Here is a 25,594-nt window from a genome sequence, read left to right as displayed (position 1 = left end):
CGTAAAAAGCGGCGCGATGACGATGATGATGACCGCCGTAAAAAACGTTGCTAAAGAAGGACCCTGGGCGTATATACGCTCAAGGTCCTTTAGGTATAAATAGGTCTATTATTTCCTTATGAAATATGTAGTTTAACGAAGCAATTCAAAGCGTTTTTCTTCAATAAGCTTGTTAAGTTCCTTGTCTTGTAAGCTTAAATTTGATGGAACACCGCGACACAAATAGCGGAACTCAATGATACCGTTAACAGCACTATGTTCTCCTACGATCCTCAATCCCCGCTTATTCATCTCTTTTCTTAGTTCTTTCAATTCTTTGAGGGCTTGACTTTCTTGATATTGATTCGCTGATATATAAAATCTTTTCATCCTATCATTCGATGTTTCAACATCTTTTAATTCACGCTGTAACGACCGGATCGTTAAGTTCTGGATGATATAGTCATGAATGATTTTTATATCTTCATCTGTTACGGTTGTCATTGATAATCCCCCCATCAAAAAGATTTCTCAGTTATACTTTTCTACTAACAATAGAAAGATTCCTCCTTCTATAGTACCTTTCCGTTTACGTCAATAGATTACTAATAACAGACTGAAAAAAACCAAAAATTTATGCCCTGCCGAAAAAAAGGATGTGTTCTGCCAGACGAAGACTTGTGTTATCCCCCAAAAAAAGAACTGTCAGAAACACCGACAGCCCTTCTTATACAATCCTTTACGTTTTTACAATAGCAACGGTTTTTCATACATATAACGATGCAAATCATTAAGCGTTTTAGGTGGAATCGAATCGATTTCCTTTATTGACTTTATTTCTCCTTTTGCTTTATTTATGATCTTTTCGTCTATTTCACTGTTCCAGAGGGCCTTTTTAAAATTTCCTGTAACGATTTATTGTCTTTTCTTTCCCATTCCTTCTCTTCCTCTTGCGTTCTATAAAGACTTGGATTGTCTCCAAATATAGAATGAGAGCCATGATGATTATTTTATCTCGGGAATTCAAAATAAAACTCCCTCCAAAAGTAAAAGTGAGATTATTTACAATTCACACATCCAGGGGCTTTGATAACGTAATTCGAGGTCTTGTGGCTCTGAACCATTGATACCAAAGGATGATGATCAGAATAAGGTCAATAGCATCGCCGCCATAGTACATAAGCTTTCCGCCAATTTCTGCCTGCTCCGCCGGAACACCATTTGGAGGAAAGGCATAAATGTATTTGGATAGGATTCCGTGAACAGCTAAGGCAATCACCAAAACGATTGAACGATAGCGAAAACTGGTTTTATGTGGCGTCGGCTCAAAATAAATGATGGACATAGTGAAAAGATAACCCGCAAAAAACACATGTATGTGGACTGCTATATGTACAAATATGCTGTGCTGCATCAACATATACAAATCTGTCGTATATAAGACCCATAATCCACCAACATTAAGGATGGATGTGATGATGGGATCAGTAAGGATGCGCAATGGCCAACTCCTAAGGAGGCTTGAAAGACGACGTGCTGAGATCACATTGATTGTTCGCAGGAAAAGCGTTATGGGTGAAGAAAGCACGATTAGGAGTGGCGCAAGCATTCCGAGGAATAAATGGCCGAGCATATGCGCAGTAAAGTCAACATGCGCACGATTCGCTAAGGGGCCGACAATTGCGGAAGCGGCAGTAAGAACACCTAGAACCCAGAAAGCTGTACGGTATAACGGCCATGTCTCGGCGTGCCGGCTGGATATAATTGCCGCAAAAATATACATAATGAGTGCCAGCAAAACGGGGAATGCTAATAACAGTTGAAAGATTCCTCCATTATCATAATGATTGTGATCATTAACGTTCATTATGCGTCACCTCCCATTTGTCAGGCGGTGTTCGGACGATGAGTAAAATACCAACCACGATCAGCAAAATGGCAAGTATATTCCATGTCAAATCATAAGGGCGAATATCTACGTTATATCGAATTTGGTGGAGCCTCATAACCTTGTGTTGGATTGTTCCGTCATATAACTGGAATATCCCCGCTCCTAAAAACGCTCCTCCCCACCACCGTTTAAGCCACAACCCATTTCGGCGGCGCAGGTCGGCAAAGAGGAACAATGAACCGACCGTTGCAAACCAACTAAAAGCATGAAACAAGCCATCTGAAACCAATCCCATGGCGGTAGTTGACTTGTCATAGAAATGATGCCAATGAAGAAGTTGATGAAAAACAGCTTCATCAATAAAGGCGACTAGACCTACCCCGAACAAGATTCCCGACCATAAATTGCGAGAAGCATACGAAATGTGATTGGTTTCCATAATGTTCCCCTTTTGATAGATAGTTTATTTCTTATTTTTGATTCAAATCCTCTTACACATAATACCCGCATTGTAAAAGGCAAAAACACCCTACAGGCGGTCGTATATAGCAAAAAGATCATTCTTATCCGCGAACCTTATTACACAGAAAAAAGGCTGGCTAGGTTCACCAACCTTTTTGTTTTGATAACGAGAACGCTCAAGCCCTAAAACTTTATTGTGGATTGGCACAACATGAAGCAAATAGGATGATAAAAGCAAATCTTATCACCCTTTTAAAAACCTGAATTTTTTATTGTGCCTCTTGTTCTTCATTCGCAGGATCATCCAAATTTTCATCTCCTCCATCATCTAGAACATCATTATCAACGCCATCCTGGTCATCACCATTCAATACACCTTCATCGCCACCGCCATTATTCTGGTCACCACCATCTAATAGAGCATCATCAGCACCGTTATTCTGATCTTCTCCATCCATTAGATCATCATCAGTACCGTTATCAGTACCATTGTCAGTACCGTTCCCTCCATCCATTACATCATTACCCTCATCTACTTGATCCTCTTGTTGCCCATCATCAACGCCGTTATCCTGATCCTCTCCATCTCCACATCCGGCTAATCCACCTAGCGTTAAGACCGCAGCCATCCCGCCAGCTACCCATTTCTTTTTCCATTTATCATTTACATTCACTCTTTACTCCTCCTTTTACTGTATCTAGTGCGTATCGTGCCCTTTGTTACAAATTACTATACAAAGAAGTACTTGATATTTAGCCCCAGAAGAAAAGGAAAAAGACTCTGACGTTATACTGCTGTCAGAGCCTCTCCTTTATCGATTGTGTTAAAAAAGCGGCTTTAAAAAGGTCGTTTATCTACCATAGATTCCGATCATCCTGCTCATTTAAACATTCAGCATATTTTACATATGCATCTTGGTAAAATATCTTTTCTCAAGAGCATTTTTATGACTTAAAAAGAATGACTTAAGAAATCCCCATGCTATTTCATTTCAATAGGGATAGTATGGATAATAAGGATAGTCCGGGTATGGGTAGTATGGATAGAACGGCAGGATAGGGAACAAGTATGGAAAATATGGCAGTCGTCGTCTCGGTCTTGGAAAATAATACGGAAGTTGTACGTCTACTGCATCATCAAAATAATCGTTACCGCTTGATGAAAAGAACTCTTCTTCAGGTTGTAAATTTTGCTCCTCCACCAAAAGGGCCTCCCTTACATCATTTTTCACTTTCACTTTACTTTATTCAACTCTCTCGAAGGTCGTGTTGAACAAATCGAACTTTATGGTTGTACATCTGTAATGAACTACTAAAAGCCGGAGGAAGAATCCCCCGGCTTTTTTGATTATTCACCTTTTTTGGCAAAGTGTTCAATTCTTTCACCAATTTCATCACGGACGCGCTGGAAAAAAGCCCATTTTTCTTCTTCTGTCCCTTCCGCCTTCGCAGGATCATCGAATCCCCAATGAACACGTTTAATGTGAGGCGGTGTAACTGGACAGTTATCAGCCGCGTGGCCGCATAGTGTCACGATTAACTCAGCATTGTTTAGAATGTCAGCATCAATTACATCAGACGTTTGATTTGAAATATCAATACCTGCTTCATTCATAGCCTTTACGGCATTCGGGTTTAATCCATGTGCTTCTAATCCCGCACTTTTAACTTCCCACTTATCACTTAAATATTTTTTAGCCCAGCCTTCCGCCATCTGGCTGCGGCAAGAGTTCCCAGTGCATAAGAAATAAATTGTTTTTTTAGACATAACAGAACTCTCCTTTACGTTCAGTTGTTTTTAATGAATAAGCAATAACCACAAATATAAGCCAGCCAATGTGATAAACAAGGTTGGTATGGTTAAAATAATTCCTGTTTTAAAGTACGTTCCCCACGAAATGTTAACGCCTTTTAAACGTAAGACGTGGAGCCATAGCAAAGTCGCAAGGGAGCCGATTGGCGTGATTTTTGGACCTAAATCCGCCCCAACGACGTTGGCGTATATTAATGCTTCCCTGATTATTGGGGGTGTAGCCGTATCAGAAATCGCTAGCGCATTGATCATCACCGTCGGCATGTTGTTCATAATTGAAGATAAAATAGCGGAGATAAAACCCATTCCAATCGTTGCAGCAAATAATCCTTGTTCCGCCGTTGCCTGAATGACATCAGCAAGTACCGACGTTAATCCTGCATTACGCAGACCGTAAACGACCACATACATGCCGATCGAGAAGAACACAATCGCCCACGGTGCCCCTTTAATGACGGTTTTTGTGTGTACTGCCGGACTTCTTCTAGCCATGGCTAAAAAGAAAATCGCCACTATACTAGCCACAATGGAAACAGGAACATTCAGAAATTCGCTGACGAAATACCCAACTAGCAGGATCCCAAGTACAAGCCAAGACAAACGAAACATTTTATGGTCTTTGATCGCTTCATCCGGTGCTTTTAGCACGGACATGTCATACTGTTTCGGAATGCTTTTGCGGAAATAAAGATATAACACGGTAATACTGGCTACTAATGAAAATAAATTCGGTACAACCATTCGAGACGCATATTCTGCAAATCCTATATCGAAAAAGTCGGCTGTAACGATATTCACCAGGTTGCTCACGACTAACGGCAGTGCTGTTGTATCTGCAATAAATCCACTGGCAATGATAAAAGGAAACACCATTTTTTCCTCAAATTTTAGATTTCGGACCATTGCAAGAACAATCGGCGTTAAAATCAGTGCAGCCCCATCGTTCGCAAAAAAGGCTGCGACTAAAGCGCCCAGTATGGACACATACACAAACATTCTCACGCCATTTCCTTTGGCCATACGGGCCATATGTAGAGCCGACCATTCAAAGAAACCAATCTCATCTAAGATGAGGGAAATAATAATGATGGCAATAAACGCCAATGTGGCATTCCAGACAATCGACGTTACATCGATGACATCGCCAAAATCAACAACTCCCACCATTAAAGCAATGACAGCCCCTATACAAGCCGACCATCCAATGGACAGATTTTTAGGCTGCCAGATGACGAAGATGAGCGTCACCAGAAAAATAGTAGATGCTGCTATGACTGAAAACAAAATACTTCTTTCTCCTCTCTATTCGCAGGTAATACGTAATCCCTGCGCTTCCAGTTCAACGAATCGTTCATTCTGATCTGGAAGATGCTTTAACAAGTCATCGATAAAACCGCCATATTCGTTTTCCCGGTTTAACGAATAAAAAACCCACTGCCCCCTGCGTGTTTCCTTTACGAGACCAGCGTCTTTCAGTTTGCGCAAATGCTGGCTGATACCGGGCTGGCTCATATTGAAAATCGCAACGAATTCACAAACACAGCAATCATGTGACTGAAGAAGTTTCATCATCATAAGGCGTGTTTTGTCTCCGAGCAGCTTCAATAATTGGGATGCTTTTTGCATATCGAGCGCAGGATCCATATTCATCATTGTTTACCTCCTATTCCGAAATTATTATATAATTATGTACTTATATATGTAAATCCAAAAAGCCCGTTTTGAAAAAATTGATCAAAACAGGCTTTTATCCCGTTGATTACGAAAATCACTTCATAAATAAGAATGATATTTAGTTATCTCATACTTATCTTTTGCTTTAGGCATCAATTGGTACCTTTCAAGTTAAGCCTGCTTTTTCTAGCGCGATGTTACTGGCTGGAACAGGGCCGATGCCCATAATGTTTGGATCGACACCTGCAATTCCCCAAGAGACCATTTTCGCCATTGGTTTTATTTCAGGCCGTTTCGAAAGGTAGTCATCTGATGCCAGGACAATTGCCGCAGTCACGTCGTTAATTCCACTTGCATTCCCAGCTGTGACGGTGCCTTCCTTTCTAAATGCGAATTTTTAGTTTTCTGAACCCTTCCATGCAGTTGTACGAACCTGTTCATCTGCTGTAATCTCAATTGCCCCATCTCTTTTTATCTTTCACGATTACCGGTACGATTTTTTTCGCAAAACGGCCGGACTGCTTTGCCCTCGCCGCTTTCGGATGTGATTCCATCGCAAATTGCTCCTGTTCTTCACGGGTTAATCGATACTTTTCTGCTAGATTTTCCACCGTTATACCCATTCCGCATCCGATGTATTCAACCCTTTCAAAAATAAACGTCTTAAACAGTCAAACTGCATGATACGTGAATGTAGTCCCCTTGTATAAAGTATCTCCAAAACGAGAAAGTGGAAGCTTAAATTGTTTGCTTCTCGTCGATTATCGGGGCCGCTATATTGTCTACTGGCTTCTCTTTTAGAACGATCGCACAGAATGCAGCGACTGCTGAAGCAATGGAAAAAAATATAAAAACACGGCTAAAATCTTGAGATCCATCGGCGCCAACTGCTACTAAATAACCCGCAACAAGAGGAGCGACAAAAGCACCCATTTGACCGATTCCATTCGCTAATCCCGTGGCACTTCCCACTACGTCCTTTGGATAGCGTTTTGGCAAGTATGCATATATAGATCCGAAGTTTAAGTTGACAAAAAAGCCTACGAGTAAAAGGAGAGCAAGTAATAATCCTGTATTCCCTTTCTCTACCGCACCAAGCATCCATAGCACCGGAATGCTTGCTATATAGGCGATCAAAGCGACCGGTTTCATTCGGTAAAATACTTTATCCATCAGCCAGCCGCCCAGCATCATTGCGAAGAATGCAACGATATAAGGCGCGGAAACAAAGAAGCCCATTTCTTTAAGATTCAATCCATGCTGCGTTACTAAAAAGGAAGTCAGCCATGTTGTCGTTCCCCAATAAACAGCCAACTGACAAAATAGAAGCAGCGTATATACATAGAAGTAAAAATCTTTTAAGAAAAGCCCGTAACTTTTTCTTTTTTCTTCCTTCGAAATCGTTTCAGCGGGAGAGGCAGTTGATTGATCAATGTCTTGGTCCTCACTCAATTTTCCTTTATCAATCATTTCCTTCGGGGTGTCAGTTACAAAGTACCATAGTGCTAAAATGGCGATCACACCCGGGATAGCGAGAATATAAAATACGGGTCTCCAGTCTCCCCCGAATAAGTAGAAAGAGAGGCTGGTCACGATGACAGGGACAATGGCCGGCGCAACTGCCCACGATGTAGCAAAGAATGAAATGGCTCTTCCCCGTTCCTGAGAAGGGAACCAGTTATTGATTGCCCGGATCGCCGGTGCAAAATGGTGGCCCTCGCCAAAACCTAAGCCAATTCTCAGTAAAATAAACTGCGTGAAGTTTTTGACTGCCCCTGTGAACGCGGTAATGGCTGTAAATACCGCTATGGCAATGTACATCACTTTTTTAGGTCCAATTTTATCAGCGAGAAAACCGGCGCTTATTTGAGCAGCCGCATAGGCAAAGAAGAACACAGAGGCCAATTGTCCTACTTCCACCGGGGTTAAGTTTAAATCCTCTTGAATGTATGGCAGGAACGTTAACACAGCTAACCTGTCAAAATAATTAATAATATAGACCAGCCAAAGAATCACAAGAACGACATACCGATACCCCCATGCTTTTTTAATAACAGTAGCCAACTTTCTCTCCTCCTTGTTCTTCTTTTGGCGGAATCAATGTGATCCCATCCCCATTAACCTCGTTTTTAATACTTTTCCACCAGCATTCCTCGGGAGTTCATCAAGAAACTCAATTTCTTTCGGCACTTTATAATCGGCCAGCTGCTCTTTCGCAAACTGGATGAGTTCACTTTCCGTGACATCACTCTCGGGTTTTTTCACAACATATGCTTTCACGTATTCTCCAAAAAGCGGATCTTCCATGCCCACGACGGATGCCTCGAGAACTTTTGGATGCCGGTACAGCGCATTTTCTACTTCAATCGAATAAATTTTTTCCCCGCCCCGGTTAATCATGTCCTTTTTCCGGTCCATAATGTATACAAATCCATCCGGGTCAATCCGGGCAAGGTCCCCCGATTTCCAGAAACCGTCGTCATCAAATGCCTTTTTGTTTGCTTCGTCATTTTCCCAGTATCCGGGCACGACCATCGGACCTTTAATGTACAGCTCCCCTACTTCATCCGGGGCACATACTCTGCCGTCTGTTTTAACTGTTTTAATTTCAGCAACCGGAACCGGCAGCCCGACCGATGCAATTTTATCCATGCCATATTCCCGCGGCATTACCGTCGTCGGCGAAGTGGTTTCTGTTGCGCCGTATGCGTTATGAAGCGAGGCATGCGGAAAATGCGTTCGGATTGTTTTTACTGTTTCTGCCGAGATCGGTGCGCCGCCATACGCAATCGTTTTAACGTGTTCATACGAATGGTTTCGAAACGATTCATGATCCATCATCATGATATAAATTGTCGGTACATTAAATAAAAAAGTCGCTTTTTCTTTCGCCACTGTTTGAATATATGGAACAGTACTGTACCGCTCTAGTAAAATAATCGCCCCGCCGACAAGCAGCATGTGAAACAGCTGCCCGATCAGACCGGTGACATGAAAGAGAGGGATCGCAATTAGTGTACGGGTTGACTCGTCTGATTGCATCACTTCGCGGTAACTGATCGCACTGTGAATGACATTGATATGGCTGCCAATACCGCCCTTTGGAAGCCCGGTCGTGCCGGATGTGTACAAAATGTATAGAGGCATTTGATCTGTCAAAGCAACACCAAATGAAACAGCTGCCCGCCCCATTTCCTCTTGAAATGAAAGCCATCCTTCTTCCTTTCCATCAATAAGAAGGCAGAGACGGAGTGACGATTTTTTAACCCAGCCGCCAATTTCCGGCAAATACTTTTTCGAGGTAATGATAGCAACCGCACCGGAATGCCCGATCATATAACTCAGCTCATTTATTGTCAGCTTCGTGTTCAGCGGTACAAACACCGCACCAATTTTTGCACAGGCGAGTGCTGTAATAATAAATTCAATGTGGTTGCCAAGAAGCATCGCCACCCGTTCACCTTTTTTCACACCAAGCCGCTGTAAATTTCCCGCTGCTTTTTCTACTATATTTTTCAACTGATAATATGAGATTCGTTTTCCGTCTTGTATGACCGCCTCTCTATCTGGAAATTTCACCGCAGATTGATTAAACATTTCATAAACGTTGGAGGGCCGTGCAGAATAAACTGATACATTCCGTCCAAATATGGTTTCTCGTTTGATCATATTGCGCCTCTCCTTTAATTCGATGTCCAGCCGCCATCGACATGTAAAATTTGCCCGGTCACATATCCAGATGCATCCGATGCGAGAAACACAGCCGGACCCATCACTTCAGAGGGCTCTCCAATTCGTTTCATCATGGTCCGGCTCACAATACGTTCAAGCCGTTCAGGATTCTTCAGCCATGGTTCCGTCATTGGTGTTTTAATGTATGCAGGAGCAACCGCGTTTACTGTTACATTGTAAGGAGCAAGTTCCGCCGCCCATACCTTCGTCAGCTGATTAATGCCTCCCTTGCTCGCCGCATAACTCGTCTGGGCGGGCATACCGATTTGGCCTAAAATAGAAGAAATATTGATAATGCGCCCACTTTTCTGATTCATCATTCTCATTGCCGCCTGCTGCCCAACAAGAAATATTCCTTTTAGGTTCGTACCAAGCACCTGATCCCAGTCATCTTCTTCAATGTCAATTAGAGGTTTGCGAATATTCATCCCCGCATTGTTTACGAGAATATCCAACCTCGGAAATTGTTCATCGACGTACTCAAATAAAGAAGCTACTTCTTCCCTATTCGTCACATCTGCTGTTTTCCACTGAACAGTGAGACCTTGTGTCGCCAATTGATCAACCGCAACTTTTAAAGCGCTTTCATTACGACCGGTAATCATGACATTTGCCCCTGCGTTTGCAAATCCTGCTGCTATAGCAAGCCCAAGACCTTTACTTCCTCCTGTCACAACCGCCGTTTTGTTATCAAGACGAAAAGAAGGAAAAGAGTAAGTCTCCATTTCAACACCTCCATTTTTGAATTGTAAACTTCATAATGCAATTACAGTGCCAAGTGCAGAAATATTATCCGATCTGCGTTTTGTAAGCGATTTCATAAATAAGCAATAATAAAACCGAGTCCTTTTCGAATCAGCGATGAAAAAAAGACTCAATCATCTGAGTCTTTGCTAAAAAAGTGAAAACGCGTTGTATTCAGACTTCCGCTTATAACCCCAGGCGCTTCATCTTTTTCACCAGCGCTGACTGACTGATGCCTAGTACACCAGCTGTTTTTCGAGTCGTTTTGTATTCGGCAATTGCCCGCAAAATCATATCCCTTTCCACTTCTGAGACCACTTCTTTCAATGTCCTGTTTTGGGTGGGAAAAACGTCACCTGGTGGAATGGTCACTGGAAAATCCTCCACACCAAGAAGGTCATCTTCTGCTGTAACAGCTGCCCGCTCAACCATGTTTTGTATTTCCCTTATATTGCCCGGCCAGGAATAGGACTGTAAAAGCCTATAGGCATCATCTGATAAATGCTTGCTGAAACCATATTTTTTGTTCACTTTACTTAAAAAATGACAGGCCAATAGGGGAATATCCTCGCGTCGTTCGCGCAGCGGCGGGATTCGGATTGGCACGATATTTAACCGGTAATACAAATCTTCCCGAAATTCCCCTTTCGCGACTAGTGATTCAAGATCCTGGTTCGTTGCTGAAATAACACGGACATCGATTTTCAGCGTACGGCCGCCGCCAATTCTTGTAACCTCAAATTCCTGCAAGACACGGAGCAATTTTGCTTGAAGTGCAAACGGCATTTCACCAATTTCATCGAGAAAAATTGTGCCGCCGTTAGCCTGTTCAAACAATCCAGGTCTCCCTTTATCGTGAGCACCTGTAAAGGCTCCTTTTTCATAGCCAAATAATTCGGATTCAAGCAAATCTTTCGGAATCGCAGCACAGTTTACTTTGATAAAGGGTTTATTAGCGCGGTCGCCAAGACTTTGAATTAAACTCGCAATGACTTCTTTGCCGACGCCGGACTCGCCGAGCAGCAGCACAGTTGTTTGCACACGCGCCATTTTTTCTGCCAAATCAATCACGAATGCCATTTTGCTGCTGTTGGCGATGATTCCCTCATGCATGATAAATTGTTTTTTTTCTTGATATTGCTCCAATTCTTTTAAATATGTTTCCGCAAGCTCTTTTGTTTTCTTTAGCTCTTCTTTAAGGGTTTGGAGATCTGATATATCACGCAAGTTCGTGACGACGTATTTGATTGCTCCCTGATGATCAAAAATGGGGCTTCCGGTAACAAGCAGTTCTTTTCCATTTACATTTTGCATGATGGTCATCTGCTTCTTTTTTCTAAGCACATTTAGAGTTATAGAATCGGAAATAACCCCTTCTTTTATTACATCCCGCAAATGGCGGCCGATCAGCTGATCCTCTTTGACACCGGTCACCCGTGTATATGCTTCATTCATGATTAATCCTATTCCAGTATGATCCGCGACAAAAATTGGATCGTAGCTTGCGTCAATAACAGCTTTATACAGTTTTACAACTTCTACTTCAAGACTATGCATTCCTCTCACACCCTTCTCTATTATTTTATTAGTTGAATCAGGTTTGATTCGTTTTTTCATCATTATTCTTACAGGAAAGTGATCTATTTCATTGGCACAGATCATGCATTTATATAGATAAATAAAGTTTTTACGAAAAGGAGTGTTTTGAATGTATAACTTTTCTTCTTCACCAGAGCAGATTGACATGATTAAAAAAGCAAACGCTTTCATGGTTGATTATGTTTATCCGAATGAAAAACATATGGTTCCCCACCGCGGTTTGCCTGAAGAAATTTTAAAGCCTCTTCAGCAAAAGGTGAAGGATATGGGGCTCTGGGCTGCCCATATGGCAAAGGAAGCAGGCGGTACAGGGATGGGATTTCTATCACTGGGCCTTTTATCAGAAGTGATCGGACGCAGCCCAATTGCCCCGTATATTTTTGGCTCAATGGCACCAGATGCCGGTAACGGTGAGATTTTATGGCATGCCGCCACAGATGAGCAAAAAGAAAAATACCTATACCCGCTCGTAAACGGTGACGTTCGTTCGTGCTTTGCAATGACTGAGCCGGAAGTTTCAGGTTCTGATCCACGGCTTCTTCAGGCAATTGCAGAGCTTGATGGAAATGAATGGGTGATCCATGCACATAAATGGTTTACAACAGGTGCAATCGGATCAAGCTTTTCAATTGTGATGGCGAAAACCGATCCAGATGCACCGGTTCATCAGCAATTTAGCCTTTTCCTTGTTGACAATGATAACCCCGGATTTGAAATCGTCCGTGAAGTACCTGTTATTGGCGACCATTTTGCCGGCGGGCACTGTGAAGTGCAGTACACAAACTGCCGCGTTCCAAAATCCGCTTTGCTTGGCGAACGCGGCGCCGGCTTTAAGCTTGCTCAGCTCCGGCTCGGTCCTGGACGCATTACACACGCAATGCGCTGGATTGGTGTTGCAAAACGCAGCCTGGATATGATGATCAGCTACTCCCTTGAACGTGAAACACGTGGACAAAAACTTGCAGAATTTCAAACAATTCAAAATTTCATCGCGGATTCAGCTGTTGAAATTGAAGCATTTCGTTTAATGACATTAAAAGCGGCGTGGCTCATGGATCAGGGAGAAGAAGCACGTCAAGAAATATCAGCGATTAAGTTTTACGGAGCCAAAGTATTGCATGACGTAATTGACCGGGCCATTCAGGTACACGGAGCATTAGGTATTACCGGCGATACACCGCTTGAAGGATTTTATCGGGAAGCACGAACCGCCCGCATTTACGATGGACCGGACGAAGTACACCGCATGGTCGTCGCTCGCTCCATGATTAAAGCTTTTAAGAAGCAAAGGGAGGAATTTGCCATTGAAAAGTGAAACAAAGACCATTAACTGGAAAAAAGTTGAACATTATTTAAAAAATGAATTGAACCTTCCCATTTCTGAACCTATTCAAGTCGACCCGTTCACATCCGGGTACTCGAATTTGACGTACCGCATCTCAATCGGTGACTGGGAGGGAGTGCTTCGGCGCCCTCCTTTCGGTTATTTGCCGCCAAAAGCCCATGATATGGAACGTGAGTACAGACTCCTTTCCACGATTCATCCGCTTTATCCAAAAGCCCCGGCACCTTATTTATTTTGTAATGATCCGGATGTAATGGACCGGCACTTTTACGTCATGGAACTGAAAAATGGCGTAGTCATCGATGACAAACTTCCAGAAAAATGGAATAATATTGAACAGAAACAGTGCATTTCCGAAACATTCATCGATGAACTCTCTTTATTGCACAGCATTGATTTTGATGTGTCGTCACTTGGCAAACCGGAAGGCTATTTGAAGCGGCAAGTAGAGGGATGGATTACGCGTTACGACCGAGCCCGGACACCTAATACGCCGGACGCGGCTGACCTTGAAACCTACTTTTGTGCTCAAAAACCCGAATCACCGGCAGCAACTCTTGTCCATAACGATTTTAAACTAAATAATATCATGTTTAAAACAGAACGCCCGGATACTATTGTCGCTGTGTTTGATTGGGAAATGACGACAATCGGCGATCCATTACTCGATCTCGGTATCAGTCTCGCCTACTGGACAGAAAAAGATGAAGCCTTTACAAGCTTGACCGCAGTCACAAATCAGCCGGGATTTTACTCACGCAAACAGCTGGCTGAGCGGTATGGCGAAAAAACGGGGCGTGATCTGACTAACCTTCCTTATTATGTGAGTTTCGCTTTTTACAAAATAGCCGCTGTCCTCCAGCAAATTTATTATCGGTATAAAGAAAGCGGCTCTTTTGAAGAACGGTTCGAGCGGCTTCCTGAAGGAATTCTAACATTAATTGAGCAATCACGGAAAGCTGCGATTGGAGAAATCGTATAAATCCCGAACAAAGCCCGCCGCTGGCAGCGGCGGGTATTATAAGATCTATAAAGGCATGCATGTTTATTTAAATTGCTCCGTTTCCGGGTGATCGGATTTACGTTCGTTTAAAATGCCCATTCCTTTGATGTGCTGCTTTGCTTCTTCATCTCCTAAGTGATAGATGATCGCATAAATTATTTGTTGTGCTCCATCATAGTGATCGTTTTCTGGATCATGATGATACTCAAGATAAGGGATGTGTGAACGGACATACGTTTCTAATTCCGCTTCATATTTTTCTTCAAAAACTCTTTTCAGCACACTGATTTCCTGGTCATTCGCTTTAATTACAAAACTAGGACTATCAATAGGTTTATCTAAGATGCTCTCACTGTTAAGGTCAACGTAATACGTTTTCTTATCTTCTTTCATCTTTTCATCTCCTATTCCATTTAGTTATTCTGTACCCCCTGAAAGATAAATAAAACATAAAGAAACACGCGCTTAAGGATGCGTCTATGTTTAATCTATTTCCATCTGCGTTTAAATTTAAAGAGTTCCTGTATGTATCCATAGACTGATACAGGTGACATAATCATTTGATAAAATAATATGAAAAGAAGAAATCCTGTTAGGTTTTTCCGTACTTTGAGCTTTAAAGGTTTAAACACAAATTTCGTTTGGAATAGATAGAGGAGTCCAAAGCTAAGGAAAGTGAGAGGCAATACGAATAATGTCATCGCTCCCACAATCCAATAGTAACCGAATAAAGCCAAAATGAGGCCAGGAATCCATCCCAATGTATAAGTTAAATCAAGATATGGCATGACAAAGTTCATACCCGTTAAATATTTCGTATAAATTTGGGGTTGCTGCCATGGTTTAATTTGTGCGAGTCCTTCAATCATGCCTCTAGCCCATCTAGAGCGCTGGCGGATGAAATGCTTCAACGTGTTTGGCGCCTCAGTAAAAGCCACTGCCAAAGGTTCAAAATAAACCTTCCATCCTTTTTCAAGCAATCTCCAAGTTAAAACAATATCTTCGCCAATTGCATCCGGCCAGCCATTTACCTTTTGAATGCTTTCTGTTTTGTATAGACTGTATGCACCTTGTGCAACAAGGGTTCCCTGATAAAGTCCCTGTAATCGTTTAATAGAGGCAATACCAAGAAAGTAATCCCACTCTTGTATTTTCGTCCATAAATTATCACGACTGTTTTTTACTAAAACCGAACCTGCTACAGCACATACGTCACTTGGGCTGCTCTTCATCCGTGCGACTAAATAACGAATAGCAGACGGATGGAGTAATGTATCTGCATCCAAAGTGATTAGGTAATCCGTAGTGACTTCTTTCAACCCCCGGTTCAACGCATGAAATTTGCCGGGTTTATCTTCATGCAAAATGGCTAAATTTAGACCAAACTCCTCTTTAGCCTCTAAAGCTCTTTTTACCGTTTGATCAGTTGAACAGTTGTTTATCAGAATAACGTTAATACGACCGTTATAATCTTGCTCTTTCACATAACTTAGAGTTTCTTTTATACTACTCTCCTCATTATGAGCTGCAATAAGCAGAGTAATTGAATCTCTTGGAAATTCGTCAACAAAAGGCTGCTGTCTATCTAATGATAAACTAGCAACAAGAAATGCATTCATGTAACCTGGAATATAGGCAATCCCAGCAATGATGATGAATGCGACCGGAAAAGAGAGAATATGTGATAAATCAGAAAGCCATGGAAGCGTTATATAAATAGACAGAGCCATCCACGAAAATGCAAATAAATGGCTGGCCCAAAATTTTTTCTTAACAGATAAATATCGTCTTTTATTTTTTCTTGGTTGCGGGTTCATTGGGTTTAAATTTGGTTGCATCTTTTTTCTCCCTCAACTTTTATAAATGATTTAAACACAGAAAGCATAAAATTTATACATTCCCCGCTGTATTAAACCTTAACATCTTTACGTCTTTACGCATAGCACTTCATGAGAGGCTCCACACTAAGCTTAAAAAGAACAAAAAAGACAAACCCATTTCAATGTAATTAGGTTTGTCCTGCTTATCCATGTGAGCATTATATTGTTTTAGCAAATTCCACTATTGATTTTGACATCGCATTTATTTCATCCATTGAAGCATTTACTTCTTCGGTTAGCGCAGCTTGAGTCTGTGTAAGAGTACTCATATTACCAATTTGGTGTAAAATGGTTTCGATCAATTCATTCATCTCACTCAAGCTGTTTTCTATGTTCTCCGTTGCCCCTGAACTATGAACAGCCAGTTTTCTTACCTCGTCCGCTACAATGCCAAAACCACGGCCAAGCTCCCCTGCACGGGCAGCTTCGATTGCGGCATTTAAACCTAAGAGATTTGTTTGTTCCGCAATTTCCCGGATGAACTTTGAAATGTTCTTTGTTTCATCCGTGCTGCTTTTTGCTTTATTAGCAGCTTCAGTCGATTGCTCCTGAGCGATCGCAAGTTCTTGTGCTTGACTGGTGATTGAATGTACCCCTCGCACCATCTCGTTAATAGAATCCGAGAGCTGCTGCATTTGAGTCGTCATCGTTTGCACAATTTGTTCTTTATTTTTTTCATACGTAATATCCCGGATTGTTCCGGCCACTCGCAATGGGACACCCTGATTGTCACGAATGGTTGCTCCACTGGCATGAAACCAGCGATATTCTCCGCTTTTTAACGCAAGCCGATATTCTTCTTCAAAGGGGGTATTGCCGGTATAATCATTTAAATGGTTAGCAAGAGCTTCCACAGCCCGGTCTGCGTCTTCTGGATGCAGTCTGCTGCTCCAACTGCCCATCACATTTGGAAAATCCGTTTCATCCGTATAGCCAAGTGTTTTACGGAATTGCGGCGACCACCAAAATTCATTATTCGGATTAACAACGTCGCCGGCAACTACGGTCATATCCCAAGGTGCTTCTACCAGTGCACGATTGATAAGATCATAACGTGTTACAAAATTCTCTAATTGTTGTTCTTTCTTTTTCTTCTCATGTATATCAATTAAAGCGCCAGCAATTCTTACAGGAACACCATTTGTGTCTTTTACTGTCGCTCCGAGAGCATGAATCCAACGATATTCGCCACTTTTAAAAAGCACACGGTACTCCACATCAAATGGCGTCTTTCCCGAACTGTCAGTTATGTAACTCCCAAAAGATTCAACTACCCAATCCCGGTCGTCAGGATGTAAAATTTTCACCAGGCTATCAAGGCTATTAGGGAACTCCGTTTCATCCCGGTAACCAAGCATTTTACGAACTTCATCCCCCCATACAAACGAATTGTCAGGATGATTCGGATCGCCTTCTACTACATCCATTTCCCATAAACCAACTTCAATCGCTTCAGTCACCAGTTCAAGACGAGTAGTTACCTTTTCGGTATTCTTTTGCATCATCTGCAAAACCGCGTTCAGATTTTCTGCTATTTCTCTTTTTTCTTGACTATCACCAGAAACTTCAAACAAACTAGAAAAGTCATTTACTTCTGCTTTTTTTCTTAATTTTCGACTTTCCTCTAATAATGCAGCGAGTTGGTCAGCTTGTGCCGACTTAAAAAACATAGATCATTTCTCCTTAAAAAGTAAATTTTTTTCTCTACTGCGCTTAAAAAAAGCCCTTGTCTAAAATACGGTGTGTTGCAACTGGTCTGAAATCCTTATGCAATCGTTAAACCTCAATTTCGAGAAAGACTTTTGGATTATTTCAGCATAGTCTTAAAGACACTTTTATTATACACAGTTCGACATCATTCGACAATATTTGCATCGCGAGTAAAAATATCCATCTTTTTATGAAACCTTTATAAAAAGAATCCACCTCGTGATACAAAAGACTTTCGATTCACCAATCTTCAGCAAATACCGCGTGAAAACTTCTTTCGATTAAATTAAAAAAGGATGGATAATCAATCTGCACAAATAGAAACCCATATAATTGGTCTATATTTTTGTTTTCGATAGTTCTTTGTGATGAATTATTGTCCAAACAGTCATCAGAATGTTTATTTTCTTTATGTAGGGGTCATACATAAAAAGAAACTATTTTATAAAATTGCAAAAACGAAAATTTCCTGTGAAAATTTTGGCCATTGGTGAAAGGAGCATTTTTTATGGATGTTGCCGTTTTATTGGAGTACGGCTGGGTACTGATCATTTTAATTGGGCTAGAAGGAATTTTAGCCGCGGATAACGCTCTTGTAATTGCGACGATGGTGAAGCATCTGCCGCAAGAGCAAAGAAAGAAAGCCCTGTTCTATGGACTGGCCGGTGCTTTTGTTTTTAGGTTCGGCTCCTTGTTTATTATCTCTTTTTTAGTTGATATTTGGCAGGTACAAGCAATTGGTGCCATTTATTTATTTGGTATTGCGATGTATCACTTATTAAAGAAATATGTATTAAAAAGCCATTTAAAGAAAAACGAAAAGGAGAAAAAAGGTTCCGGCTTCTGGGTGACCGTTATCAAAGTCGAATTGGCGGACATTGCGTTTGCAGTTGATGCCATTCTTGCGGCGGTTGCACTCGCCATCACTCTTCCGGAAACAAATTTGCCGGAAATCGGCGGTCTTGACGGAGGTCACTTTTCGGTCGTACTTGCTGGCGGTATCATTGGACTAGTTATTATGAGATTTGCGGCCGGATATTTTGTTGTATTGCTGGATCGGAAGCCCGGACTGGAAACGGCAGCCTTTCTCGTTGTTGCATGGGTTGGGGTAAAACTCGGGGTTTTTGCCCTGTCACATCCAGATGTGGCCATCCTATCACAAGACTTCGGAAAAGGGACAGCTTGGAAATTAATCTTCTGGTCAGTCCTTCTTTTGATCGGTATAGGGGGCTGGTTCCTTTCTAAAGACAAGCCGAATAATGATATGAAAGATAAGGAAGAAAACGAAGAAGTGTTAAAAGAAACGGATATATTGAAAAAATAAAAAACAACCCTTTGATTAGCAGACTGCTGTTAGTCAAAGGGTTGTTTTCATTTTCTTCCATAAAAGGTTCATCATTCATTAACGGACATTTTCCGCTGGTGACAATAAAGTGTAAATTATGTGTGGAAATAGGGAAACCTAGTCTTAATGAATTGATAGATGGCTTAAAAGGAAAAACTTGATTTTGGGCTTATTGGGGGGACTGCAATGATAGATACATCAAAAATTGAATCTCCTATGCTTGCATGTTTAAAGGATGAGCGAGAACGGCAGCCGCCTGGGATGGTTACTCCTTTTGCTGCAGAGGAAGCAGTCGGTAAAATGATAGCCATACAGCTAAAAGAAAAATGAAGAGAAGGTTTGAAAACTAGTGCGGTCCGTGTTTTTTCATCTGAAAAATCAGCAGCGAGCACTTCTATCTTCGTAAAACTTACTTTTCCCAACATCCCAAAGCTATATTTAGCAGCTTGTAAAACGCTAAATATGGCTTTTTTGATGCAAAAAAAGATCATTCATTAATACATAAAAAACGCATAACTATAAGCAGATTGTAGAAACTTTCTTTTTCCATAAAATCCCTGGAGGTCTCTATGCAAAAAAACAATAATCCAACAGAATTACAACGCGGGCTAGAACAAAGACACATTTCATTAATGTCTTTAGGAGCTGCTATTGGGGTTGGTTTATTTTTAGGATCAGGTTCAGCCATTAAGTTGGCGGGACCCGCTATACTACTTTCCTATACGATTGGTGGAATCGCGATATTTTTTATCATGCGTGCTCTCGGGGAAATGGCAATAGATAACCCGGTAGCTGGGTCATTTAGTCAATATGCGTACGATTATTTAGGGCCTCTGGCAGGATTTTTAACGGGATGGAATTATTGGTTTATATGGCTCGTTGCCTGCATGGCTGAAATTACAGCTGTAGGAATCTATATGGAGTTCTGGTTCCCTGACATTCCGCGCTGGATATGGGCGCTTGCTGCATTGGTTTTAATGACTGCCATAAATTTCATGTCAGTCAAGTTGTTTGGTGAGTTTGAGTTTTGGTTTTCACTTATTAAGGTCATCACCATTTTCTTTATGATTGTCGTTGGGATTGGCATGATTACTTTTGGGCTTGGGAACGGGGGCATTGCGACTGGAATCCATAATTTATGGTCTCATGGCGGATTTTTCCCAAACGGTTTTTCAGGAGTCTTAATGTCTTTGCAAATGGCGCTGTTCGCCTACATGGGGATTGAAATGATTGGCGTTACTGCAGGAGAGGCGAAAAATCCTGAAAAATCATTATCAAAAGCGATTAATACGGTTTTTTGGCGGATTCTTGTTTTCTATGTTGGCGCATTGTTCGTGATTATGTCTATTTATCCGTGGGACAACCTTGGCACAGGGAGTCCATTCGTCATGACATTCAACAAAATTGGAATTCCAGGCGCTGCAGGAATCCTTAATTTTGTAGTACTTACCGCTGCTCTTTCATCTTGCAACAGTGGTATTTTTAGCACGGGGCGCATGCTTTTCAATTTGGCACAGCAAGGTGAAGCACCGGCTAAATATAGCAAATTATCGAAAACTGGTGTTCCTGGAGCCGCCGTAGTTGCTTCTGTAGGGATTTTATTAATCGGGGTAGCCCTTAATTATTTAGCTCCAGGAAAAGTATTTATATGGTTAACCAGTATCGCCACGTGTGGAGCTGTATGGACGTGGGCCATTATTCTATTGTCGCAAATCCGTTTTCGTAAAAGATTGTCTAAAGAGAAGCAGAAAAAACTTCTATATAAAATGCCCTTTTACCCCTTTAGTTCGTATTTGACTCTTGCTTTTCTCGGTTGTGTCGTTGTGATCATGGGCTTTTTTCCACACACCCGGTTCGCACTCCTCATTGGACCATTATGGTATGGCAACTTAATTGCGTTTTATTATTGGAAAAAGGCTTCATAAAGATCAAGTAATTTGCTAATTTTTCTTGCTCTTTGTTGTTTTCTTTTTAGTCGTCGAATCAGTTGTTTTTCCTGCCAGCTTTAATGCAATATCCGCCTTTTCCATATCATGCGTAATTTGTTCTTCAAGATCATAAGCATGGTACATTTCATTGTCAATCATGTATTGTGCGATTTTGTCATGTGTATCAATCGCATTATCAAGTTCTCGGCGAAGCACCTGCTTTACCTCAGGGGTAGCTGTTTCTGTGATAGCTACGGCAAGATTTCGCACAGCGGCTTTTCTTTTGATGTCAATAAAAAATCCGTAGCAATCGCTAAGTCATCTAGGATAACTGTTTTTTTCACCATCGTATTACCCCTTTTCCTTTTCTAGATTCGTACGTAAATCTTTAATTGCTTTTTTCGAGCTCTTAATGTCCTCCTGGAGCATCTTTTTTAATTTTCTGTCTTCCACCTGATCGGCTATTGCCATACTTTTGGTTATACAAGATGTTTTAAATAAAAGGACTTCGTGTACTTCCAGCGTTTCATGCATTGCGAGTTTTTTTGCCATTGTCTCTCCTCCTATATGCGTCAATTAGAAATGAACTTGTCCGAACTTTTCCCCTTCTCTTTAAAATTTTAAACCGTTTCTAATGAACAATAAAAAACAGGATGAGCTTCGGCACGTCCTGTTTTTGACTATCCTTTAATTTTCAATTTCATCTACTTTCACACATTTAATTACGATTGCTAAAAGGATAAGCCCCAGTACCCCAGCGATTATATAACTAATATTCAAATAGTTTTTCATGACGATTGACATAATGGGAGGGCCTGCTGCAACCCCGATAAATCTTGCCGAACTGTAAAATGAAGAGATGGTTCCTCTCTCTTCTTTTTCTATATTTTCAGTAACGATTGCATCCAGCGGCGGCAGTAACGCGCCAATCACCGTGCCGACTACACTTGTCGCAATTAAAAGAAGGACAAGATTTTTGCTTGTAAAACCGACAAAAGCAATGCTGACTGACAGGATAATTAAACATACGATCATAATTTTTTTCATTGTTGGAAGATGGCCTTTCATTTTGCGGCCGGTGATAAAGGAAGTAATACAGAGCATAAAAAGAGGGATTGCTAATATAAACCCTTTTTTGATTCCATGCTGATTATGAACTTTTTCCAGAATATCAGATAAGAAAAATAAAACACCAAATAACACCAGCATAACAAATATTCCAACAAGGAATAAGGTAAACAGCCATTTTCCTTCATGCTTGAACGTTTTTCTCGTATTACGCAAAAATTCATTGAACTTTTTCGGTTTGTCTTTTTCCTTTGGTACTTTAATAAAGAAAAAAATTAATGCGATGGAGATTAAGCTAAAAAAGGAGATGGAAAAAAAGGGCAAAAACCATAGTACGGCAGCAAATACAGACCCTAAGATAGGGCTCAATACTTTCCCAAAGGTGTTGGACGTTTCGATAATTCCTAAACAGGCGCTTGCCTTTTCATCATCATCTTTATACAAATCACCGACTAATGGCAAAATGATCGGGAAAGCACCAGATGCCCCAATCCCCTGTAATATTCTTCCGATTATAATCCATGTATACGGATTTTCCATTTTCCATGAAGCAAACCCGGCAATCAAACCCCCAATTAACGCAAGAATCAAACTTGGCAGTATAACCTTCTTCCGTCCGTAACGATCAGATAAATATCCCGCAACAGGAATAAGAAAAATGGCGGCAACGGAGTAGCTGGTTATGATCATACTGGACTGAAAAGGGGATATCCCCACTTTCCTTTCTAATATCGGCAGAACCGGTATTAGCATGGAATTTCCAAGAGTCATGACAAGCGGAATAGAAGCCATACTGACAACGCACGACACGCTTACTTTTTCTTTTTTATTCGTATCCATAGGGCGCCCCCGTGATGTTTGTTATGTTTTTTCTAATTGAGTATAAGATGACCTTGAAAATTCTTTTTATGCACAACAGAGCACGTTTGATTTTCTTTATTTTCACGTTATTTTCCATCTTTTTTTTCACATAAAACACCTTTCTCGTGAAAGCCTATCTCACGAGGAGGTGCAAAAATGGGAAAACAAACAGGCAGTAACAGCTCTGACGGCAAACTTGCTTGGTGGCAGTTATCATTGATTGGTGTTGGCTGCATTATTGGTACAGGCTTTTTTCTAGGATCCAGTATAGCCATTAAAATGACAGGTCCTTCGGTTGTCCTCGCCTTTTTAATGGCCGCATGTGGAACCTATATCGTGTTTGAGGCAATCGCAAAGATGTCTGCCAAGGATCCCCAAAAAGGGGCATTCCGCTCTTATGCGAAAAAAGCATATGGACGATGGGCCGGGTTTTGCAGCGGCTGGGTTTATTGGTGTTCTGAAATGTTAATTATCGGGAGTCAATTGACAGCGATCTCGCTATTGTCAAAATTTTGGTTTCCTGATGTCCCTTTATGGATGTTCGCAACAGGATTTGCGATTTGTGGTTTACTTGTTCTTTTTATCGGTACAAAAGCGTTTGGAAAATTAGAAAGTGTATTTGCTGTAATCAAAGTTGCTGCCATTTTTATGTTTATCGTGATTGCTGTTTTAGCGTTAACGGGGACGTTTGACGGCAAGCCAATCGAAGGGCTTCCGAGGTCTCTTAATGAGTTTTTTCCAACTGGAGCAATTGGGTTTTGGAGTTCTCTCTTGTTCGCCTTTTATGCGCACGGGGGGATTGAGGTGATGAGCGTCATGGCCATTAACCTTCGGAATAAAGAGGATGCACCTAAAGCAGGGAAAGTGATGATCGGATTATTAGGACTCATATATTTTACTGCCCTTTCGTTAGCATTAACACTCATTCCCTGGAATTCGTTTCAGCAAGATAAAAGCCCCTTTGTAGTAGCATTACAAAGCTACAATCTGGACTTTTTCCCGCATGTGTTTAATGGCGCCATTATCATTGCTGGTTTTTCAACTATGTCTGCTTCGTTGTTTTCGGTTACTACCATTCTTTTGACGTTGTCTGAAGATGGTGATGCTCCAGCTATCTTTAGCAAGCAAAAGAACAAGAAGTTTAAAGTGCCTCTACCTGCTGTTGCATTGACTTCTGGCGGGCTTGTCTTATCCATCGTCACATCTTTACTCTTACCCGGAAAGGTATATGAGTACATTACAACAGCGGCTGGACTTATGCTGCTTTATAATTGGTTTTTTATCTTAACGTTGTATCACAGGTTAATTGAGCCCTCTCCTTCTGATAAAGTTAAAAGGGTGATCGGCATGATTCTTGTCTTTTTAGCAGTGAGCGGCACCCTGTTTCACTCCACAAGCCGGCCAGGCTTCTTTATCAGTTTAGTGTTCATTACCATTATTGCTGTAGTTGTTTTAAAACTGCGTAAAACATGGGAAAAAGAAAAAACAAATGAATCCAATGTTTAGCATTATAAAAACAACGTACGAAATGCCTGTATGCCAAAGTAGATCCCAAAGCCAAACATGGATAATGACGATATAATGGAGATCATTTTTAAGAGCGCGCTGGATAAAAATCTTCGTGCGACGCTGGATAAAGCGGCCATCAGTAAATCCCAACAAAGGATCCCGGCAATAATGGCCGCACTATAAAGGAATAGTTGATTATCAGTTAAGGATTCTGCTGTTTCCGCAAGAACGGATCCATATATACCGAGCCAGAACAAGACTGTTAAAGGGTTTAATAATGACATTAAAAATCCCGATAAAAAAGATCTTTTTAACGGAATTGCTTTGCCTTTTTTTACTTTCACTTCTATCTTGTGCGCTGTAATTAAACTCTCCACGCCTGTGTACGTAAGGACAAAGCAGCCAAACGACCATAGCAGAGTCTTCATAAAAGGCGAATCGATAAACTGGGCCACACCTAAATAAACCATGGCCATATACGCTGCATCTGCTGTTAAGGCGCCAATGCCAAATATCCAGGCATGAAAAAACCCGTTTTTAATCCCCGTATCTATTTGGCCAGCATTAACAGGCCCGACCGGAGCAGCTAATGATACGCCTAAAAAAACATATGTGAGTATTGAATTCATGAAGCAGCCCTCCAGGAAACTGATGTAATGGCATCATATTCAGAAGAAGGGGCTTGTACTACTAATCGTTGAAAATTTTGGATGAGAGAGTATAGAATTAAAATATCCGCTTACCAAAAAGAGTAATCTTGTCGATAGAGTGAACCTAACGACAAAAAAAGACACCCAGCTGTCTCGTTTGTAGTTATAAAAGACAGTTATTTTACATAAGAACTTTAAATAGACTATCCCTTCTCATAAGAGAGAGCAAGCTTGTTTTATACGTAAATGATCAATAGGCAGGAACCCATTTTGAAAAAGGATAAGCTCTTTACCCAACTATCATTCATAGTATGTTATGGATTAGATATTCCTTTTAAGAAAGCGGGGATGAAGCCATGAAATTTTCAAGAGGGAAGCCATTTATGGTGGGTATAGAAGAC

27 protein-coding genes and 1 pseudogene are annotated in these 25,594 nt (G+C 41.2%); 6 read left to right on the top strand and 22 right to left on the bottom strand.

Translation table 11 applies throughout. The features are described 5' to 3' along the window. Window positions 1-132 precede the first annotated feature (132 nt). From BTO28_RS13070 to BTO28_RS13000, 15 genes and pseudogenes are all read right to left on the bottom strand, one after another. Entirely contained in the window at window positions 133-483 is a 351-nt protein-coding gene (locus BTO28_RS13070) for a hypothetical protein (protein WP_076766964.1), read from the bottom strand. Between the two features lie 565 nt (window positions 484-1,048). Next, window positions 1,049-1,846, bottom strand: coding sequence for a cytochrome c oxidase assembly protein (locus BTO28_RS13065; RefSeq protein WP_076766962.1), 798 nt, complete (start codon window positions 1,844-1,846; stop codon window positions 1,049-1,051). Next, complete coding sequence (locus tag BTO28_RS13060) at window positions 1,836-2,309, bottom strand: DUF2243 domain-containing protein (RefSeq protein WP_076766960.1); 474 nt, start codon at window positions 2,307-2,309, stop codon at window positions 1,836-1,838. Before BTO28_RS13060 ends, BTO28_RS13065 begins: the two co-directional genes overlap by 11 nt. A gap of 292 nt (window positions 2,310-2,601) precedes the next feature. After that, window positions 2,602-3,006 carry a hypothetical protein gene (locus tag BTO28_RS13055; RefSeq protein ID WP_076766959.1) on the bottom strand — a complete coding sequence of 135 codons (405 nt, stop codon included), beginning with the start codon at window positions 3,004-3,006 and terminating at the stop codon, window positions 2,602-2,604. A 318-nt stretch (window positions 3,007-3,324) separates the two neighbouring features. Continuing rightward, window positions 3,325-3,534, bottom strand: coding sequence for a hypothetical protein (locus tag BTO28_RS13050; protein ID WP_198936774.1), 210 nt, complete (start codon window positions 3,532-3,534; stop codon window positions 3,325-3,327). A gap of 146 nt (window positions 3,535-3,680) precedes the next feature. Further along, complete coding sequence (arsC, locus tag BTO28_RS13045; protein ID WP_076766956.1) at window positions 3,681-4,100, bottom strand: arsenate reductase (thioredoxin); 420 nt, start codon at window positions 4,098-4,100, stop codon at window positions 3,681-3,683. A gap of 30 nt (window positions 4,101-4,130) precedes the next feature. Further along, window positions 4,131-5,429, bottom strand: a complete 1,299-nt coding sequence (locus tag BTO28_RS13040; protein ID WP_076766953.1) for an arsenic transporter — start codon at window positions 5,427-5,429, stop codon at window positions 4,131-4,133. A gap of 18 nt (window positions 5,430-5,447) precedes the next feature. After that, entirely contained in the window at window positions 5,448-5,798 is a 351-nt protein-coding gene (locus BTO28_RS13035; protein ID WP_076766951.1) for an ArsR/SmtB family transcription factor, read from the bottom strand. A gap of 187 nt (window positions 5,799-5,985) precedes the next feature. Continuing rightward, the gene (locus BTO28_RS17935; protein ID WP_083711574.1) at window positions 5,986-6,156 is read right to left on the bottom strand and encodes a hypothetical protein; all 171 of its coding nucleotides are present in this window, start codon (window positions 6,154-6,156) and stop codon (window positions 5,986-5,988) included. Next, window positions 6,139-6,198: pseudogene (locus tag BTO28_RS17710) on the bottom strand (hypothetical protein); the annotation flags it as partial. The gene BTO28_RS17935 and the pseudogene BTO28_RS17710, both read right to left, overlap by 18 nt. Window positions 6,199-6,271: 73 nt before the next feature. Then, window positions 6,272-6,442, bottom strand: coding sequence for a thiolase family protein (locus BTO28_RS17570; protein WP_083711572.1), 171 nt, complete (start codon window positions 6,440-6,442; stop codon window positions 6,272-6,274). Window positions 6,443-6,557: 115 nt separating this feature from the next. After that, complete coding sequence (locus BTO28_RS13015; protein ID WP_076766948.1) at window positions 6,558-7,883, bottom strand: MFS transporter; 1,326 nt, start codon at window positions 7,881-7,883, stop codon at window positions 6,558-6,560. Between the two features lie 33 nt (window positions 7,884-7,916). Continuing rightward, the gene (locus BTO28_RS13010; RefSeq protein WP_076766946.1) at window positions 7,917-9,488 is read right to left on the bottom strand and encodes a class I adenylate-forming enzyme family protein; all 1,572 of its coding nucleotides are present in this window, start codon (window positions 9,486-9,488) and stop codon (window positions 7,917-7,919) included. Window positions 9,489-9,502: 14 nt separating this feature from the next. Next, window positions 9,503-10,276: an SDR family NAD(P)-dependent oxidoreductase gene (locus BTO28_RS13005; RefSeq protein WP_076766944.1), complete on the bottom strand. Its 774-nt coding sequence runs from the start codon at window positions 10,274-10,276 to the stop codon at window positions 9,503-9,505. Between the two features lie 205 nt (window positions 10,277-10,481). Next, a complete protein-coding gene (locus BTO28_RS13000) occupies window positions 10,482-11,852 on the bottom strand; it encodes a sigma-54 interaction domain-containing protein (RefSeq protein WP_076766942.1) in 1,371 nt (456 codons plus the stop codon). Between the two features lie 151 nt (window positions 11,853-12,003). On the opposite strand from BTO28_RS13000, the gene BTO28_RS12995 reads away from it, so the two are divergent. Further along, window positions 12,004-13,209: an acyl-CoA dehydrogenase family protein gene (locus BTO28_RS12995; RefSeq protein WP_076766940.1), complete on the top strand. Its 1,206-nt coding sequence runs from the start codon at window positions 12,004-12,006 to the stop codon at window positions 13,207-13,209. Continuing rightward, on the top strand, window positions 13,199-14,221 hold the full coding sequence (locus BTO28_RS12990) for a phosphotransferase family protein (RefSeq protein WP_233129880.1): 1,023 nt from the start codon (window positions 13,199-13,201) through the stop codon (window positions 14,219-14,221). The genes BTO28_RS12995 and BTO28_RS12990 overlap by 11 nt, the downstream gene beginning before the upstream one ends. A 63-nt stretch (window positions 14,222-14,284) precedes the next feature. Here BTO28_RS12990 and BTO28_RS12985 read toward each other — a convergent pair whose 3' ends face one another. The 3 genes from BTO28_RS12985 to BTO28_RS17705 form a co-directional block, all read right to left on the bottom strand. Next, complete coding sequence (locus tag BTO28_RS12985; RefSeq protein ID WP_076766936.1) at window positions 14,285-14,635, bottom strand: hypothetical protein; 351 nt, start codon at window positions 14,633-14,635, stop codon at window positions 14,285-14,287. A gap of 95 nt (window positions 14,636-14,730) precedes the next feature. Next, window positions 14,731-16,080, bottom strand: coding sequence for a glycosyltransferase (locus BTO28_RS12980; protein WP_076766934.1), 1,350 nt, complete (start codon window positions 16,078-16,080; stop codon window positions 14,731-14,733). Window positions 16,081-16,280: 200 nt separating this feature from the next. Beyond that, window positions 16,281-17,792, bottom strand: coding sequence for a methyl-accepting chemotaxis protein (locus tag BTO28_RS17705; protein WP_076766932.1), 1,512 nt, complete (start codon window positions 17,790-17,792; stop codon window positions 16,281-16,283). Between the two features lie 548 nt (window positions 17,793-18,340). Between BTO28_RS17705 and BTO28_RS12970 the strand changes: the two genes are divergently transcribed. The 3 genes from BTO28_RS12970 to BTO28_RS12965 all read left to right on the top strand — a co-directional run bounded on the left by BTO28_RS12970 (window position 18,341) and on the right by BTO28_RS12965 (window position 21,102). Then, a complete protein-coding gene (locus tag BTO28_RS12970) occupies window positions 18,341-19,156 on the top strand; it encodes a TerC family protein (RefSeq protein WP_076766930.1) in 816 nt (271 codons plus the stop codon). Between the two features lie 207 nt (window positions 19,157-19,363). Then, the gene (locus BTO28_RS17180) at window positions 19,364-19,507 is read left to right on the top strand and encodes a hypothetical protein (protein ID WP_158068825.1); all 144 of its coding nucleotides are present in this window, start codon (window positions 19,364-19,366) and stop codon (window positions 19,505-19,507) included. A gap of 239 nt (window positions 19,508-19,746) precedes the next feature. Beyond that, window positions 19,747-21,102: an amino acid permease gene (locus tag BTO28_RS12965; RefSeq protein WP_076766929.1), complete on the top strand. Its 1,356-nt coding sequence runs from the start codon at window positions 19,747-19,749 to the stop codon at window positions 21,100-21,102. Window positions 21,103-21,117: 15 nt separating this feature from the next. On the opposite strand, the gene BTO28_RS12960 is transcribed toward BTO28_RS12965, so the two are convergent. The 3 genes from BTO28_RS12960 to BTO28_RS12950 all read right to left on the bottom strand — a co-directional run bounded on the left by BTO28_RS12960 (window position 21,118) and on the right by BTO28_RS12950 (window position 23,013). Beyond that, on the bottom strand, window positions 21,118-21,375 hold the full coding sequence (locus BTO28_RS12960) for a spore coat protein (protein ID WP_408606674.1): 258 nt from the start codon (window positions 21,373-21,375) through the stop codon (window positions 21,118-21,120). A gap of 81 nt (window positions 21,376-21,456) precedes the next feature. Then, the gene (locus BTO28_RS12955; RefSeq protein ID WP_076766927.1) at window positions 21,457-21,657 is read right to left on the bottom strand and encodes a spore coat protein; all 201 of its coding nucleotides are present in this window, start codon (window positions 21,655-21,657) and stop codon (window positions 21,457-21,459) included. A gap of 135 nt (window positions 21,658-21,792) precedes the next feature. Continuing rightward, a complete protein-coding gene (locus tag BTO28_RS12950) occupies window positions 21,793-23,013 on the bottom strand; it encodes an MFS transporter (protein WP_076766925.1) in 1,221 nt (406 codons plus the stop codon). 177 nt (window positions 23,014-23,190) lie between these two features. Here BTO28_RS12950 and BTO28_RS12945 point away from each other — a divergent pair, with 177 nt between their 5' ends. Continuing rightward, window positions 23,191-24,540, top strand: a complete 1,350-nt coding sequence (locus BTO28_RS12945) for an amino acid permease (RefSeq protein WP_076766923.1) — start codon at window positions 23,191-23,193, stop codon at window positions 24,538-24,540. 2 nt (window positions 24,541-24,542) lie between these two features. Here the strand turns inward: BTO28_RS12945 and BTO28_RS12940 are convergent, their stop codons facing one another. Then, window positions 24,543-25,172 (bottom strand): LysE family transporter, encoded by a 630-nt coding sequence (locus tag BTO28_RS12940; RefSeq protein ID WP_076766921.1) that lies wholly within the window; start codon window positions 25,170-25,172, stop codon window positions 24,543-24,545. Window positions 25,173-25,594: the final 422 nt, after the last annotated feature.

Origin of the sequence: Domibacillus epiphyticus (genome assembly GCF_001975785.1) — a bacterium.
GTDB lineage: Bacteria > Bacillota > Bacilli > Bacillales > Domibacillaceae > Domibacillus > Domibacillus epiphyticus.
The sequence above is the reverse complement of the archived record's forward strand: the minus strand, read 5'-3'. Positions and strand labels throughout refer to the sequence as shown.